Annotated in this window: 16 protein-coding genes; 9 read left to right on the top strand and 7 right to left on the bottom strand. The window is 68.6% G+C overall.

Translation table 11 applies throughout. From position 1 onward, the window contains the following. Positions 1-5: 5 nt before the first annotated feature. The 3 genes from A5760_RS07275 to A5760_RS07265 form a co-directional block, all read right to left on the bottom strand. A complete protein-coding gene (locus A5760_RS07275; protein WP_155764245.1) occupies positions 6-1595 on the bottom strand; it encodes an acyl-CoA carboxylase subunit beta in 1590 nt (529 codons plus the stop codon). Positions 1596-1656: 61 nt separating this feature from the next. Beyond that, positions 1657-2805 (bottom strand): acyl-CoA dehydrogenase family protein, encoded by a 1149-nt coding sequence (locus tag A5760_RS07270; RefSeq protein ID WP_064879160.1) that lies wholly within the window; start codon positions 2803-2805, stop codon positions 1657-1659. Next, positions 2802-4532, bottom strand: a complete 1731-nt coding sequence (locus A5760_RS07265; RefSeq protein WP_064879158.1) for an acyclic terpene utilization AtuA family protein — start codon at positions 4530-4532, stop codon at positions 2802-2804. The genes A5760_RS07270 and A5760_RS07265 overlap by 4 nt, the downstream gene beginning before the upstream one ends. A gap of 264 nt (positions 4533-4796) precedes the next feature. On the opposite strand from A5760_RS07265, the gene rpmF reads away from it, so the two are divergent. The 5 genes from rpmF to A5760_RS07240 all read left to right on the top strand — a co-directional run bounded on the left by rpmF (position 4797) and on the right by A5760_RS07240 (position 9505). After that, positions 4797-4970 (top strand): 50S ribosomal protein L32, encoded by a 174-nt coding sequence (rpmF, locus tag A5760_RS07260; protein WP_036454720.1) that lies wholly within the window; start codon positions 4797-4799, stop codon positions 4968-4970. Between the two features lie 113 nt (positions 4971-5083). Further along, positions 5084-5773, top strand: a complete 690-nt coding sequence (mprA, locus tag A5760_RS07255) for a two-component system response regulator MprA (RefSeq protein WP_064879156.1) — start codon at positions 5084-5086, stop codon at positions 5771-5773. A gap of 16 nt (positions 5774-5789) precedes the next feature. After that, positions 5790-7358, top strand: coding sequence for a HAMP domain-containing sensor histidine kinase (locus A5760_RS07250; RefSeq protein ID WP_064879154.1), 1569 nt, complete (start codon positions 5790-5792; stop codon positions 7356-7358). Positions 7359-7430: 72 nt separating this feature from the next. Next, positions 7431-8948: a S1C family serine protease gene (locus A5760_RS07245; protein ID WP_064879152.1), complete on the top strand. Its 1518-nt coding sequence runs from the start codon at positions 7431-7433 to the stop codon at positions 8946-8948. Between the two features lie 59 nt (positions 8949-9007). Beyond that, complete coding sequence (locus A5760_RS07240) at positions 9008-9505, top strand: MogA/MoaB family molybdenum cofactor biosynthesis protein (RefSeq protein ID WP_064879150.1); 498 nt, start codon at positions 9008-9010, stop codon at positions 9503-9505. Between the two features lie 42 nt (positions 9506-9547). Here the strand turns inward: A5760_RS07240 and mscL are convergent, their stop codons facing one another. The 4 genes from mscL to A5760_RS07220 form a co-directional block, all read right to left on the bottom strand. Continuing rightward, on the bottom strand, positions 9548-10006 hold the full coding sequence (gene mscL, locus A5760_RS07235) for a large-conductance mechanosensitive channel protein MscL (protein WP_064879148.1): 459 nt from the start codon (positions 10004-10006) through the stop codon (positions 9548-9550). Positions 10007-10073: 67 nt separating this feature from the next. After that, positions 10074-10742: an SAF domain-containing protein gene (locus A5760_RS07230; protein WP_064879144.1), complete on the bottom strand. Its 669-nt coding sequence runs from the start codon at positions 10740-10742 to the stop codon at positions 10074-10076. 64 nt (positions 10743-10806) lie between these two features. Beyond that, a complete protein-coding gene (locus A5760_RS07225) occupies positions 10807-11154 on the bottom strand; it encodes an FmdB family zinc ribbon protein (protein WP_064879142.1) in 348 nt (115 codons plus the stop codon). A gap of 88 nt (positions 11155-11242) precedes the next feature. Beyond that, positions 11243-11842, bottom strand: a complete 600-nt coding sequence (locus A5760_RS07220) for a 5-formyltetrahydrofolate cyclo-ligase (protein WP_064879140.1) — start codon at positions 11840-11842, stop codon at positions 11243-11245. 76 nt (positions 11843-11918) lie between these two features. Between A5760_RS07220 and A5760_RS07215 the strand changes: the two genes are divergently transcribed. The 4 genes from A5760_RS07215 (at position 11919) to glpR (ending at position 16223) form a co-directional block, all read left to right on the top strand. Further along, the gene (locus tag A5760_RS07215; RefSeq protein ID WP_064879138.1) at positions 11919-12830 is read left to right on the top strand and encodes a UTP--glucose-1-phosphate uridylyltransferase; all 912 of its coding nucleotides are present in this window, start codon (positions 11919-11921) and stop codon (positions 12828-12830) included. Between the two features lie 127 nt (positions 12831-12957). Next, the gene (gene glp, locus A5760_RS07210) at positions 12958-14247 is read left to right on the top strand and encodes a gephyrin-like molybdotransferase Glp (RefSeq protein WP_064879136.1); all 1290 of its coding nucleotides are present in this window, start codon (positions 12958-12960) and stop codon (positions 14245-14247) included. A 20-nt stretch (positions 14248-14267) separates the two neighbouring features. Then, positions 14268-14921, top strand: a complete 654-nt coding sequence (locus tag A5760_RS07205) for a GNAT family N-acetyltransferase (protein WP_196772014.1) — start codon at positions 14268-14270, stop codon at positions 14919-14921. 225 nt (positions 14922-15146) lie between these two features. Beyond that, positions 15147-16223 (top strand): gephyrin-like molybdotransferase receptor GlpR, encoded by a 1077-nt coding sequence (gene glpR, locus A5760_RS07200; protein WP_064879306.1) that lies wholly within the window; start codon positions 15147-15149, stop codon positions 16221-16223. The last annotated feature ends 39 nt before the right edge of the window (positions 16224-16262 follow it).

The raw sequence follows: 16262 nt of genomic DNA, 5'->3' as shown, positions 1-16262 counted from the left end.
GGCGCTCACATCCGGAAGACGCCGAAGTTCGACGTCCCCTTGATCGGGCCATTGGCGATGGCGGACAGACAGATTCCCAATACGGTGCGGGTATCGCGCGGGTCGATCACCCCGTCGTCGTAGAGCATCCCGGACAGCACCAGCGGCAGTGACTCGGCTTCCATCTGGCCTTCGACCGCGGCCCGCATCGCCGCGTCGGCCTCCTCGTCGACCTGCTGGCCGCGGGCCTCGGCGGCCGCGCGGGCGACGATCGACAACACGCCCGACAGTTGGGCACCACCCATCACCGCCGACTTGGAGGTCGGCCACGCGAAGAGGAACCGCGGGTCGTAGGCGCGTCCGCACATGCCGTAGTGGCCCGCGCCGTAGGACGCGCCGATCAGCAGCGAGATGTGCGGGACGGTCGAATTGGACACGGCGTTGATCATCATCGAGCCGTGCTTGATCATCCCGCCCTCTTCGTAGTCCTTGCCCACCATGTAGCCGGTGGTGTTGTGCAAGAACAACAGTGGCGTGTTGGAGCGGTTGGCCAGCTGGATGAACTGGGTGGCCTTCTGGGACTCCTCGCTGAACAGCACGCCACGTGCGTTGGCCAGGATGCCGATCGGGTAGCCGTGTAACTGGGCCCAGCCCGTCACCAACGACGACCCGTACAGCGGCTTGAATTCGTCGAATTCGGAGCCGTCGACGATGCGGGCGATCACCTCCCGCGGATCGAACGGGATGCGCAGATCCGCGGGCACGATGCCGATGAGCTCCTCGGTGTCGAACAGCGGTGCGGTGACCGGTTTGGGCTTCGGCCCCTGCTTGACCCAGTTGAGCCGGGCGACCACGCGGCGGCCGATCCTGATCGCGTCGAGTTCGTCGACGGCGAAGTAGTCGGCTAAACCCGAGACCCGGGCATGCATTTCGGCGCCGCCGAGCGATTCGTCGTCGGATTCCTCACCGGTGGCCATCTTCACCAGCGGGGGACCCGCGAGGAAGACCTTGGACCGTTCCTTGATCATCACCACGTGGTCTGACATGCCCGGGACGTAGGCGCCGCCCGCGGTGGAGTTGCCGAACACCAATGCGATGGTGGGGATCCCGGCCGCCGACAGCCGGGTCAGATCGCGGAACATCCGCCCGCCCGGAATGAAGATCTCCTTCTGCGTGGGCAGGTCCGCGCCGCCGGATTCCACCAGGGAGATGACCGGTAGCCGGTTCTCGAAGGCGATCTGGTTGGCCCGCAGGATCTTCTTCAGGGTCCACGGGTTGCTGGTGCCGCCTTTGACCGTCGGGTCGTTGGCGACGATCATGCATTCCACGCCTTCGACCACGCCGATGCCGGTGACCGTGCTGGCGCCGACCTTGAAGGCGCTGCCCCACGCCGCCAGCGGGCTGAGCTCCAGGAACGGCGAGTCCTGGTCGACGAGCAGTTCGATGCGTTCGCGCGCCGTCAGCTTACCGCGATCATGGTGGCGCTCAACGTACTTGGCCCCGCCCCCGGCCAGCGCATTGGCGAGCTCGGTGTCGATCTCCTCGAGTTTCGCTATCGCCGCCGCCGCCGCGTCGGTGAAGTCGGGGGCCTCAGCGTCGAGGGTGGACTGCAGCACGGTCATGACCACCGCCGACGTTGTAGAGCCCAGCGATATGGAGGAAGTGGAGGCGGTGAAATCATGATTGGAATCCCAGCAGTTTGGCGGATAGTGCGGTCAGGATCTCGGTGGTCCCGCCGCCGATGCCCAGAATTCTCATGTCCCGGTATTGGCGTTCCACCTCGGATTCGGCCATGTAACCCATGCCGCCGAACAGCTGGACGGCCTGGTTGGCCACCCATTCGCCGGCCTCGACGGCGGTGTTCTTGGCGAAACACACCTGCGGAATCAAGTTCGTCTCACCGGCGAGCTGCCGCTCCACCACGCTGCGCGAGTAGACTCGGGCGACGTCGATGCGACGGGCCATCTCGGCCAACGTGTTCTGCACCGACTGCCGCGATATCAATGGGCGGCCGAACGTTTCGCGGTCGCGACACCATTGCACCGTCAAGTCCAGGCACCGCTGCGCGCTCGAATAGGCCTGTGCGGCAAGGCCGATCCGCTCGGAGACGAAAGCCTGCGCGATCTGGGCGAATCCACTGTTCTCGGCGCCGACCAGGTTGGCCACCGGGACACGGACGTCGGTGTAAGACAATTCGGCGGTGTCCGAGGACCGCCAGCCCATCTTGTCCAGCTTGCGGGACACCTCGAAACCCGGCGTGCCCTTCTCGACCACCAGCAGCGAAACCCCGCCCGCGCCAGGACCTCCGGTGCGTGCCGCGGTCACCACGTAGTCGGCGCGAACCCCGGAGGTGATGTAGGTCTTGGCGCCGTTGACCACATAGTGATCACCATCCAAGACCGCGGAGGTCCGCAGATGCCCGACGTCGGAACCGCCGCCGGGTTCGGTGATGGCCAGCGAACCGATCATCTCGCCGGCCAGCGTCGGGCGGACGAACTCCTCGATCAGCCGTTGATCGCCCGAGGCGATCATGTGCGGCACCGCGATGCCGCAGGTGAACAGCGACGCGAACACGCCGCCCGGCGCTCCGGTCTGATGCATCTCCTCGCAGATGATCACCGCGTCGGCGCCGTCGCCGCCACCGCCGCCGACCGATTCGGGGAAGCCCGCTCCCAGCAGCCCGGCGGCCCCGGCGCTGCGGTGCAATTCGCGCGGCAGGTCGCCGGTGCGCTCCCACTCGTCGACGTGGGGAAGGATCTCGCGTTCTGCGAACGAGCGCACCGTCTTTCGCAGCTGTTCGCGCTCGGGCGTAGTCCAAAGATTCACAGCAGACTCTCCGGGATGTCGAGGTAGCGGCCGCGGAGCCATTCGCCCAACCCCTTGGCCTGGGGATCGAATCGAGCCTGGTAGGCGACACCCTGGCCCAGGATTCCGTCGATGACGAAGTTGACCGCCCGCAGATTCGGCAGCAGGTGGCGGGTGACGTCGAAGTCCGCCGCCTCGGGCAGCAACTCCTCGAGCAGCTCGACGGTCAAAGTGTTGGCCAGCCACCGCCATTGCTCGTCGGTGCGCGCCCACACCCCGACGTTCGCCGAGCCCCCCTTGTCGCCGCTGCGCCCCCCGGCGATGCGGCCCAGCGGCACCCGCCTGGTCGGGCCGGTCGGCAGCGGTTCCGGCAGCGGTGGCGTGGCGGCCGGGGATAGCTCCAAAGTCTCTGTGGCGCAGGGGATGTCAACACGGGTTCCGTCCGCGTGTACCGCGACGTGCGGTACCTGATCGGCGGCGACGTATCCCGGGGTGAACACGCCGTAGACCTGGCCGTCGCCCGGCGGGGCGGTCACGTGAAATCCTGGATAGCTGGCCAGCGCCAATTCGACTGCGGCGGAGGAGAAGTGGCGCCCGACATTGGCGGCATCGGGGTCGCGTACGACGCAGTGCAGCAGGGCGCTGGCGGCCTCTTCGGTGTCGGCGTCGGGGTGGTCGGTGCGCGCCAGCGACCACTGCAGCTCGGCGGGCTTGACGGTGAGCGCGGCGTCGAGTTGCCGGCGGATCAGGTCGGCCTTGGCCTCGATGTCCAGGCCGGTCAGCACGAAGGTCATCGAGTTGCGGAACCCGCCGATGCTGTTCATCGATACCTTGTAGGTGGGTGGCGGGGCTTCGCCGCGCACCCCGCTGATGCGCACCCGGTCGGGCCCGTCGGACGACAACTCGACGCTGTCCATCCGGGCGGTGACGTCGGGATTGGCGTAGCGAGCACCGGTGATCTCGTACAGCAGTTGCGCGGTGACGGTGTCGACGCTGACCAGGCCGCCGGTGCCTGGGTGTTTGGTGATCACCGAGGATCCGTCGGCGCTGACCTCGGCCAAGGGGAAACCGGCATGGGTGAGATCGGCGACCTCGGTGAAGAACGAGTAGTTGCCGCCGGTGGCCTGCACCCCGCACTCGATGACGTGGCCGGCGACCACGGCTCCGGCGAGCCGGTCGTAGTCGGTGCGGTCCCACCCGAAGTGTGCGGCGGCCGCCCCGACGATCACCGAGGCGTCGGTGACCCGGCCGGTGACGACCACGTCGGCGCCGTCGTCGAGGCAGTCGACGATTCCCCAGGCGCCCAGGTACGCGTTCGCGGTCAGCGGGCTGCCCAGGCCGAGTTCGGCGGCACGCGACAACAGGTCGTCGCCCTCCACGTGGGCGATCCGGGCGTCGATGCCCAGCCGTTCGGCCAGCGCGCGTAGCGCGTCGGCCAGGCCGGCCGGGTTGAGGCCGCCGGCGTTGGCGACGATGCGGACCCCGCGGTCGCGGGCCTCGCCGAGGCAGTCCTCGAGCTGCGTCAGAAAGGTCTTCGCGTAGCCGCGCTCGGGGTGTTTCATCCGGTCGCGGCCCAGGATCAGCATGGTGAGTTCGGCCAGATAGTCGCCGGTGAGGTAGTCGACGTCGCCGCCGGTGAGCATCTCGCGCATGGCCGACAACCGGTCGCCGTAGAACCCCGAGCAGTTCGCGATCCGGACGGCGCCGGAACTGCCCAAGGCGCCGGAAGCGCCGGAAGCAGAGGCCATGCCTGTCCTCCATTCGGGATTCACCGGTTCGGACCAACCAACCGGTAGGTTAGCGGGTACCGTCGGTGTCACGTCAAGGATCCCACTTCGAAACGGGCCACCCGCGGCGCGCCGGGAGGGCAGGGGATCGGCGCGCGGGCGTCCATTTTGGCCGCAGGCGGACCAGCGACTATCCTGATATGCGATCGTCGCCCGTTCGGCCTACCGGCCACGCCGTGCGACATGCCGAACTGCAAGTCCCACATTGAGGAGTCAGGCCCGACCATGGCCGTACCCAAGCGCAGAATGTCGCGCGCGAACACCCGTAGCCGGCGCGCGCAGTGGAAGGCCGAGAAGGCCGAACTCGTCGGTGTGACGGTCGCAGGTCAGCGTCACAAAGTGCCCCGGCGGCTGCTCAAGGCGGCCCGTCTCGGTCTGATCGACCTCGACCGCCGCTAGCCCGATGGCGGCGGCCCGCTGCGCCCGGCTTCGCCGCGTTTGCGACCGCCGCTAGGCCCCCTCCCGGCGCGCCTCTCAGGTCAGTCTCAGGCGGTGGGACGAAACTAGGGGCCGTGCGAATACTTGTCGTCGACGATGATCGCGCGGTGCGCGAGTCGCTGCGTAGGTCGTTGTCCTTCAACGGCTACTCCGTTGAGTTGGCCCATGACGGGGTCGAAGCCCTCGAACTGATCGCGAACGAGCGGCCCGATGCCCTCGTCCTGGATGTGATGATGCCGCGCCTGGACGGCCTCGAAGTGTGCCGTCAGCTCCGCAGCACCGGTGACGACCTGCCCATCCTGGTGCTCACCGCGCGCGATTCGGTGTCGGAGCGGGTCGCCGGCCTGGACGCCGGCGCCGACGACTACCTGCCGAAGCCGTTTGCCCTGGAAGAACTGCTGGCCCGGATGCGCGCGCTGCTGCGCCGCACCAAGCCGGAGGACCAGGATGCCGATTCGGTGGCGATGACGTTCTCCGACCTGACGCTGGACCCGGTCACCCGCGAGGTCACCCGCGGTCAGCGCCGGATCAGCCTGACCCGCACCGAATTCGCGCTGTTGGAAATGCTGATCGCCAATCCGCGCCGGGTGCTCACCCGCAGCCGCATCCTCGAGGAAGTCTGGGGGTTCGACTTCCCCACCTCGGGCAACGCGCTCGAGGTCTATGTGGGCTATCTGCGGCGCAAGACCGAAGCCGATGGGGAGTCGCGGCTGATCCACACCGTGCGCGGTGTGGGCTACGTCCTTCGGGAGACGCCTCCGTGACGATGCGGGTCCCTCGATGATCCGGTTCCCCCGGCCTCAACGTCCACCGATGCGCCCACCGTTGCGCGCAACGCCATCCCTGTCGTTGCGGTGGCGGGTGATGCTGCTGGCCATGTCGATGGTGGCCATGGTCGTGGTGTTGATGGCCTTCGCCGTCTACGCCGTGATCTCGGCCGCGCTGTACAGCGACATCGACAACCAGCTGCAAAGCCGGGCGCAACTGCTGATCGCCAGCGGTTCACTGGCCGCCGACCCCGGCAAAGCGATCGAGGGCACCGCCTATTCCGACGTCAACGCGATGCTGGTGAATCCCGGCCACGCGATCTACACCGCCCAGCAGCCGGGTCAGACCCTGCCGGTCGGCTCGCCGGAAAAAGCGGTCATCCACGGTGACTTGTTCATGTCCCGGCGCACCGCCGGCGACCAGCGGATTCTCGCGGTGCACCTGCAGAACGGCACCTCGTTGCTGATCTCCAAGAGCCTCAAGCCCACCGAGGCGGTGATGAACCGGCTGCGCTGGGTGCTGCTGATTGTCGGCGGTGTGGGTGTGGTGGTCGCCGCGGTGGCGGGCGGCATGGTCACCCGGGCCGGGCTGCGCCCGGTGGCACGGCTGACCGAAGCGGCCGAGCGGGTGGCGCGCACCGATGATTTGAGACCCATTCCCGTGTTCGGTAGCGACGAATTGGCAAGGCTCACAGAGTCGTTCAACCTGATGCTGCGCGCGCTCGCCGAGTCCCGGGAGCGGCAGGCGCGGCTGGTCACCGACGCCGGGCATGAACTGCGCACCCCGCTGACGTCGCTGCGGACCAATGTCGAGCTGCTGATGGCCGCGATGGAACCGGGGGCGCCGCGCCTGCCCGAGCAGGAGATGGTCGACCTGCGCACCGATGTCATCGCGCAGATCGAGGAATTGTCAACGCTGGTCGGCGATTTGGTGGATCTCACCCGGGATGACGCCGGCCAGGTGGTGCACGAGCCCGTCGACGTGTCCGAGGTCGTCGATCGCAGCCTGGAGCGAGTCAGGCGGCGGCGCAACGACATTCACTTCGACGTCGACGTGACGCCGTGGCAGGTGTACGGCGACGCCGCCGGATTGTCGCGGGCGATCCTGAACCTGTTGGACAACGCCGCCAAGTGGAGCCCGCCCGGTGGCCACGTCGGCGTCACGATGCGCCAGCTCGACCCGTCGCATGCGGAGCTGGTGATCGCCGACCACGGGCCCGGCATCCCGCCCCAGGAGCGCCGCCTGGTGTTCGAGCGGTTTTACCGCTCCACGACGGCACGCGCCATGCCGGGCTCCGGACTCGGGCTCGCCATCGTCAAAAAGGTCGTGCTCAACCATGGGGGACTGCTGCGCGTCGAGGACACCGTTCCGGGCGGCCAGCCCCCGGGCACGTCCTTCTATGTGCTGCTGCCCGGCCGGCCGCTGCCCGCCTCGACGTACGCCACCGCCGCCGACGATGCCGAAACCGACCAGGTGGACGCCGCGACCGGCCCCACCCAAGCGGTAACCGACAGCGAGGCGAACTCTCGGGAATCGGCGAACGTTATCTCAGTGGACTCTCAGTCCGCGCGGGCAAGGTAGGTCTGCGGCTACTGTTGAACCCAGCCGTCGACTTGCCGAAACACTGAGATAGAGGAAGAGCGACTTAGCGACATGACGAATGACCCGAGGTATTCGCCACCGCCGCAGCAGCCGGGATACCCCCCCGCGCCGAATCAGCCTGCGCCCGTCCCGAGCCATGCGGGGTCCTCTGGCTACGCCCCGGGACAACAGCAGCCCTACAACCAGCAATATGACTGGCGCTATCGGTCGCAGCCGTCGCCGACGACGCAGTTCCGTCAGCCCTACCAGCCCTTCAGCAACACCGGGCCGGGTCGGATTCCCGGCGGAACCGGCGCAGGCCCGATCCCGGGAGGCGCCGGCACTGGTCCCATGCCCGGCATGCTGCCCGGAATGCCCGTCCCGCCGGAACCCCAAAAGCGTTCTCGCACAGGCCTCTTGGTTGTCGGTGCATTAGCCATCGCGGTGGTGTCGGCCGGTATCGGAGGTGCCGCTGCGACGGCCGTCGAGCTCGGCACGCACGCGACCGGGAACGGCGGCGGGCGGGCCATCGGGGCGGCGCCCAGCGTCCCGGCTGCGAACATGCCGCCCGGCAGCGTCGAGGGGGTCGCCTCCAAGGTGGTGCCCAGCGTCGTGATGCTCGAGACCGACATCGGGCGCCAGTCCGAAGAGGGCTCCGGCATCGTCCTGTCCACCGACGGGCTCATCCTGACGAACAACCACGTGGTCGCGGCCGCGGCGGGGCCGCCCAAGGGGCCCGGCGGCCCTCCGGGAGCTCCGCCCGCGGCTCCCGCGCCTCCCGGCGTCCCGGGTGCTCCCGGCGGTGCCGGTGCCGGTTCCCCGACGGCCAAGACGACGGTGACTTTCTCTGACGGTCGCACCGCGCCGTTCACGGTGGTCGGCGCGGACCCCACCAGCGATATCGCCGTGATTCGGGTGCAGGGCATGTCCGGGCTCACGCCCATCTCGCTGGGCTCCTCCTCGGACCTTCGCGTCGGCCAGCCGGTCGTCGCGATCGGGTCGCCGTTGGGCCTGTCCGGCACGGTCACCACCGGCATCGTCAGCGCGCTGAACCGGCCGGTGTCCACCACCGGTGAATCGGGCAACCAGAACACCGTGCTGGACGCGATTCAGACCGACGCCGCGATCAACCCCGGTAACTCCGGTGGCGCGCTGGTCAACATGAACGGCCAGCTGGTGGGCGTCAACTCGGCCATCGCCACGCTGGGCGCCGACTCGCCGGATGCCCAGAGCGGTTCGATCGGCCTGGGCTTCGCGATTCCGGTCGATCAGGCCAAGCGCATCGCCGATGAGCTGATCGCCACCGGCAAGGCGTCGCACGCGTCGCTCGGCGTGCAGGTGACCAACGACAAGGGCACCCCGGGCGCCAAGGTCGTCGACGTCGTCGCGGGCGGCGCGGCGGCATCCGCCGGCGTCCCCAAGAACGTGGTCGTCACCAAGGTCGACGACCGGCCGATCAACAGCGCCGACGCGCTCGTCGCGGCGGTCCGGTCCAGGGCGCCCGGCGACAAGATCTCGCTGACGTTCCAGGATCCCGCTGGTGGCGGCAGCCGGACGTTGCCGGTCACCCTCGGGAAGGCGGATCAGTAGTGAAGGTGGACGAACCCTCGGCGACGGGATTGTCTGAGCTCGGATATACGGTTGCTCCCATGGAAACGGGTGCCGAGTTGGTAGTTGGCCGGGCTTTGGTTGTGGTGGTCGACGATCGCACCGCTCACGGGGACGAGGACCACAACGGTCCGCTGGTGACCGAGCTGCTGACCGAGGCGGGATTCGTCGTCGACGGTGTGGTCGCGGTCGCCGCTGACGAGATCGAGATCCGCAACGCGCTGAACACCGCGGTGATCGGCGGGGTGGACCTGGTCGTCTCGGTCGGCGGGACGGGCGTCACCCCGCGCGACGTCGCCCCGGAGGCCACCCGCGAGATCCTGGATCGCGAAATCCTCGGTATCGCAGAGGCCATCCGTGGGTCGGGGCTGTCGGCGGGGATCATCGATGCCGGATTGTCACGCGGTCTGGCCGGGGTGTCCGGCAGCACGCTGGTGGTCAACCTGGCCGGCTCCCGCTACGCCGTGCGCGACGGCATGGCGACGCTGAATCCGTTGGCGGCCCAGATCATCGGGCAGTTGTCCAGCCTGGAGATTTAACTCTGCCGCTGGTCGCGGCCCAGCCGGTTGCGTCGGCGCGGGTTATTGCGATTCGGCTTCCGCGCGGGGCCCGTACTCTGGCGGGGGCTTGGTGGCCACGCTCCCGTGCTTGCCCGGCGAATCGCCGTTGGTTTGCGCGAGCAGGTCGCGGATCTCCTTGAGCAGGACGACTTGCGCGTCGTCGGCCGGTTCGACCTGGCCGCGTTTGCGCAGTGTGGTGTACGGCAGCACGACCAGGAAGTAGACGACCGCGGCGATGATTACGAAGTTGATGGCGGCCGACAAAACGTCGTTCAGGTCGATGGTCTGACCGCCACCGATGCTGATCCGCAAGATGCCGAGATCGGACTTTTGGTTGACGCCGATCCGGTTGATCAACGGCTTGATGATGGCGTTGGTGAAAGCCGTGACCAGTGCGGTGAACGCGGTACCGATGACCACCGCGGTGGACAGGTCGATGATGTTGCCCCGCGAGAGAAACTCCTTGAACCCTTTGAGCATTGGGGATGGCCTTTCTGGGACTGGACAGAGTTTGCTGTCGACTCGCAGACCAACGACGGCCAGGCACTCAGTGCAGGGTGAGCGTCACGGTCTGGCCCAGCGCCGCCCCTGCCACCGTGTTCGCCACACGAGCCGGCAGCGCAACTAACACTACGCGGTCGCTGTCGGCCGTCTGAATCTTTTCTTTGGCCGACACCAGCACCACCACGGCGTCGGTGGCCAGCACCTTGGGGGCGGCGCGGGAGTTCTCCGGCCCGCTGTTGGCCGGCGCCCCCAGCACGTCGACCACATCACCGACCCGCACGAGGTCGATCAGGGCGCCGTCCGCCAAATGCAGCGGCACGATGCGGGCCCCCGGCCCGGCCGTCGACTCCGCCAACCGGCTGCCCAGTAACCGGACGTCGGTAAGCACCTCACCGCGCCGGGCGGGGCCTGCCAGCGTCGAACCCACGACCGCGCCCAGATCGGCTCGCGCCCCGTCGGGAATGGTTGCGGCCAAACGCTTTTCGAGCCGGACATCGGCGGGAGTCAACGCGGCGCCGGGACGCAGGTCATGGTCGGCCACCACGACTTGCGCATAGTCACCGGCGGGGTTGGATCGCAGCGTCGCGATTCCGGCCAGCACCACCAGCCCGCCCGCCGCGATGCGGCGTGCCAGCACGGTGCGAGCCCAGTCCGGGCGCACCCATAGCGAGACCCGGCTCAATAGGCTTGGGTTCAGCGATGATTCGCCCACGCGGCAACGGTAGGCGTCACCCGGCGCTCGGGCTCACGGCCGGCGAGGCCGGTGTGGATAACCGTCAGTTGGTCGCGGCGGCGGTGGATGTCGTGGAGCTGCTGCTCGACTTGTCGCTCGAGCTGCTGGACTTGTCGCTCGAGCTCGAGCCGGACTTGTCGCTGGAGCTCGAGCCGTTGGATCCCGAGTCGCTCGACGAGGAGCCGTTGCTCGAACTCGACGCCTTCTTGCCGGACTCGCGGCTGTCGGTGCGGTAGAAGCCGCTGCCCTTGAACACCACGCCGACGGAGTTGAAGCGCTTGCGCAGCCGCCCGGCGCAGCGTTTGCACGTGGTCAGCGCGTCGTCGGTGAAGGCCTGCACGATGTCGAAGCGATCGTCGCACTCAGTGCACTGATAGCTGTAAGTCGGCACAAAAACCTCCGGATGGTCGCAAACCTGGTTAGCACTCTAGCGTCTCAAGTGCTAGAACCGCCACATGACATGTCTCATTCCCGATATGTCAGGGCCCATCGAGATCGATCAGGCCTCGTCGCGGCGTGAGCGCATGAGTCATCGGAATGTCGTGCGGATCGGCCGGTACTTCGTCGAGCACTTCGGCGTCGCGGACGACCGCGATCAGCCGCGTGTGCGGGTCGCGGCCACCCAGCGAGCGGTCGTAGAAACCCCGGCCCCGGCCCAGCCGCACGCCGCGGCGGTCGACGGCCAGGGCCGGAACCAGCACCACGTCGGCTTGCGCCAGGGCGGATGACGGCAGCCACGGCTGCGGTGGTTCAAGCAGCCCCCACCGCCCGGTGGTCAGCGTGCCGGGCCGGTATTCGCCCCAGGACAATGGCAGCGGCGTGTTGTCGGCCGCGGTGCGCGCAACCGGCAGCAGAACTCGCCCGGTGCGCCGCAGCAACATGTCGAGCATCTCGATGGATCCCGGCTCGGTGCCCACCGGCACGTACGCGCAGATCGTGCTGTCGCTGGTCACAATGCTTTCCAGGGCCTCCAGCCGCTCGCACACCTGCCGCGCCTCGGCGGCGCGAACGTCGTCGGCAACGTGACGCCGGGCGGCAAGCAGCTGGTCGCGCAACGCGGCTTTGCTGGTGGTCGCCATGCGTCAACCATGACAGCCCAGTCTTTGCCCGCGCCACATCGACTCGGCGGAGCGGATGCGGGTTATCGTGTGAACAATGTCAAGCCCAAACGTGGTGGTGCCACGCACTGCGGTCGTGCCCGCCGCGGGTCTCGGTACTCGCTTCTTGCCGGCGACCAAAACGGTCCCCAAGGAGCTGTTGCCGGTTGTCGATACGCCAGGCATAGAGCTGGTGGCCGCCGAGGCGGCCGAGGCCGGTGCCGAGCGCCTGATGATCATCACCTCGGAGGGCAAGGACGGCGTCGTCGCGCACTTCGTGGAAGACCTGGTGCTGGAAAGCACCTTGGAGGAACGCGGCAAGACGGCGATGCTCGACAAGGTCCGCCGCGCGCCGCAGCTGATCAAAGTCGAGTCCGTGGTGCAGAGCGAGCCGCTGGGCCTGGGGCACGCGATCGGCTGTGTGGAGTCGCGGCTGGCCGACGACGAGGACGCTGTCGCGGTGTTGCTGCCCGACGACCTGGTGCTACCGACCGGCGTGCTCGGGACGATGTCGAAGGTGCGCGCACACTACGGCGGCACGGTGCTGTGTGCCATCGAGGTGACGCCCGAAGAGGTCAGCGCCTACGGCGTTTTCGACGTCGAACCGATTCCCGACGACGACAATCCCGACGTGCTCAAGGTAAATGGCATGGTCGAGAAGCCTCGGGCCGAGGAGGCGCCGTCGCTGTTCGCCGCGGCCGGCCGTTACGTGCTCGACCGGGCCATCTTTGATGCGTTGCGCCGCATCGAGCGTGGGGCCGGCGGGGAAGTGCAGCTCACCGACGGGATCGCGTTGCTGATCGCGGAGGGCCACCCGGTGCACGTGGTCGTGCACCGCGGTTCTCGACACGACTTGGGAAATCCTGGCGGCTACCTCAAGGCTGCGGTTGACTTTGCATTGGATCGTGACGACTACGGCCCGGATTTGCGGCAGTGGTTGGTGGCGCGATTAGGCCTGGCCGAGCAGTAGCCGGGCGCTGACCCGGTTGGCGGACGACGGCGGGCCGGCGGAACGCGTAGCGGTCCCGGGCGGGGATGCCCCGCCTGCGCAGTGAGCGGGTCGCGCTGTGCGCGGCCCGACGGCAGAGAGGCGCGCTGTGCGTTCGGTGGAAGAGCAGCAGGCCCGGATCACGGCCGCCGCGGTGGCCCCAAGGCCGATACGTGTGGCGATCGCCGAGGCGCAGGGATTGTTGTGCGCCGAAGAAGTGGTGACCGAGCGCCCGATGCCCGGCTTCGACCAGGCCGCGATCGATGGCTATGCGGTGCGCAGCGTCGACGTCCTCGGTGTCGGCGAGGTGGGCAGCGAGGGCCTGCCGGGGCCGTTCGAGGAGTCGGGCGAGGGCGACGGGCGCGAGGGCCTGGTGCTGCCGGTGATGGGCATGGTCGAGGCGGGGTCGCGCACCCCGAGCCGGTTGCAGCCGCGCCAGGCCGTGCGCGTGCAGACCGGGGCGCCGCTGCCGACCCTGGCCGACGCGGTCCTGCCGTTGCGCTGGACTGACGGTGGGACGCAGCGGGTGCGGATCCTGCGGGGCGCCCCGTCGGGCGCCTACGTGCGCCGCGCCGGCGACGACGTCCAGCCCGGTGACGTCGCGGTGCGGTCCGGGACGGTGATCGGTGCGGCGCAGGTCGGCCTGCTAGCGGCGGTCGGCCGCGAACGGGTGCTGGTGCACCCGCGGCCCCGGGTGACGATCATGGCGCTGGGCGGCGAACTGGTCGACATCTCGCGCACCCCGGGCAACGGGCAGGTCTACGACGTCAACTCCTACGCGCTGGCGGCGGCGGCGCGCGATGCCGGTGCGGAGGTCAACCGCGTCGGGATCGTCAGCGGCGGACCCCGCGAGCTCCGCGAGATCGTCGAGGGCCAGATCAATCGCGCCGAGGTGATCGTCATCGCCGGCGCGGTCGGGGGCGCCGCGGCCGAGGCGGTGCGCCAGATGCTCGCCGAGCTCGGCGAGATAGAGGTGGTGCGCGTCGCCATGCATCCGGGATCCATCCAGGGTTTCGGGCAGCTGGGCCGCGAGGGCGTGCCGACCTTCCTGCTGCCGGCCAACCCGGTGAGCGCGCTGGTGGTCTTCGAGGTGATGGTCCGGCCGTTGATCCGGTTGTCGCTGGGCAAGCGTCAGCCGATGCGCCGCATCGTGCAGGCGCGCACGCTGTCACCGATCACGTCGGTGGCCGGACGCAAGGGCTTCCTGCGCGGCCAGCTGATGCGCGACCAGGAGAGCGGGGAGTACCTGGTCCAGGCGCTCGGTGGCGGCCCGGGCGCCTCGTCACACCTGCTGGCCACCCTCGCCGAAGCGAACTGTCTGGTTGTAGTGCCCAGCGGCGCCGAGCAGATCCGCACCGGCGAGATCGTCGACGTCGCCTTCCTGGCTCAGCGCGGCTGAGCGAAAAGACTGCACACACGGTGAACCTGTTGCGCGCCAATTCCCGTCATCCAGGGTGGCCCATGAGCGTTGGGCCACTCCGGGTTCCGGCCGGCGTCGTGCGGTTGCGGGCGGTGCGGCTGCGCGATGGCGCGCAGTGGAGCCGGATCCGGTTGACCGATCGTGCGCATCTCGAACCGTGGGAGCCCAGCTCCGAAGGCGATTGGACCACCCGTCATGCGGTGGCGGCCTGGCCGGCGCTGTGTTCTGGTTTGCGCGCCGAGGCGCGGCAGGGGCGGATGCTGCCCTACGTCATAGAGCTCGACGGCCACTTCTGCGGCCAGCTGACCATCGGCAATGTCACCCACGGCGCGCTGCGGTCAGCGTGGATCGGCTACTGGGTGCCGCGTTCGGCCACCGGCGGCGGCGTGGCCACCGCGGCGCTGGCGTTGGGGCTGGATCACTGTTTCGGTCCGGTGATGTTGCACCGGGTCGAGGCGACCGTGCGCCCGGAGAATGCCGCGAGTCGGGCCGTGCTGGCCAAAGTCGGCTTTCGCCAGGAGGGCGTGCTGCAGCGCTACCTGGAAGTCGACAGGGCGTGGCGCGACCACCTGCTGATGGCCATCACCGTGGAAGAGGTGAGCGGATCCGTGGCATCGGCGCTGGTCCGCGCCGGTAACGCCAGCTGGGTGTGACCGCCTCGCCGGCGAGGCGCGGATTTCGCCGTCCCTTATTGGGGTCTCCGACGGCTCGCGGAGGAGCCCAAATCGTTACCGTTCTGGGGCTGGCGCGACACGAGTGACTCGTGGTGCTTGTGAGAGGCAAATTACAGGTGTGTAATTGTCCTGGTCAGTACGACCCGGCCGCGTTGGCCACTAATGGGCTTCGCGGGGGATGGACACCGAAGAGAGCAGGTCATCATGCCAAGCATCCCGCAGTCTTTGTTGTGGATATCGCTAGTGGTGCTGTGGCTGTTCGTCCTGGTGCCGATGCTCGTCAGTAAGCGCGACGCGGTGCGGCGAACCAGCGACGTGGCATTGGCGACCAGGGTGCTCAACGGCGGGGGCAGCTCCCGGCTGATCAAGCGCAGTGGTCCGGCCGCCGGGCATCGAAGCGACCCCAACTGGACACCGCCGGAAGAGTCGGCCGACACCGATCTCGACGAGGAGCGCGACTTCTCCGAGGATGAGGACCGCGACCACGAGGCGGACGACGACGACGACGCCGACACCGACGAGCTGAGCCGCCGGCGCCCGGTGGTGATGAGGATGGCCGTCGCCGAGCCCGCCGAGCCCGCCGAGCCGGACTACCTCGACGTCGATGTGGTCGAGGATTCCCACGTACTTCCGGTGGGCGCCAGCGAATCTGCCGCCGAGCCAGAGACGGCCGACATCGAGCCGATCGACGACGATGAGGCGGACACCGAGGCCGTCGCCAAACGCGACGACGAGGACGAGGACAGCTACGAGTATGTCGAGGACTCGTCCGGTCTGGAGCCCGCCGCCGAGGCTGACGACGCCGACGAAGAGGCACCGGCGCCGATGCCGCGCAACGCCTCACGGCGGCGCCGGTTCGACAACAAGACCGCCGCCGCGGTCAGCGCCCGCAAGTACGCGTTCCGCAAGAAGGTCCTGATGGTGATGGCGGTCGTCCTGGTCGGCTCGGCCACCGCGGCCTTCAAGATCTCGCCGACCGCGTGGTGGGCGTGCGGCACCGCCACCGCGATCACCCTGATGTACCTGGGTTACCTGCGGCGCCAGACGCGCATCGAGGAGAAGGTGCGCAACCGCCGGATGAAGCGGATGTCGCGGGCGCGACTCGGCGTGGAGAACGCCTACGACCGCGACTACGACGTGGTCCCGTCGCGGCTGCGGCGCCCCGGCGCGGTGGTCCTGGAGATCGACGACGAGGACCCCGTCTTCGAGCACCTGGACTACGCGATGGCGATGCGGACCTTCGGCTGGCCGCGGGACTTGCCGCGCGCCGTCGGCGAATAGTCCTGGCAGTTCGGTAGTTGATCCCGCGGCTGGTAGCCT

Source organism: Mycobacterium colombiense, from assembly GCF_001665835.1.
Lineage (GTDB): Bacteria > Actinomycetota > Actinomycetes > Mycobacteriales > Mycobacteriaceae > Mycobacterium > Mycobacterium colombiense_A.
This window is presented reverse-complemented; position numbering and strand designations above follow the sequence as displayed.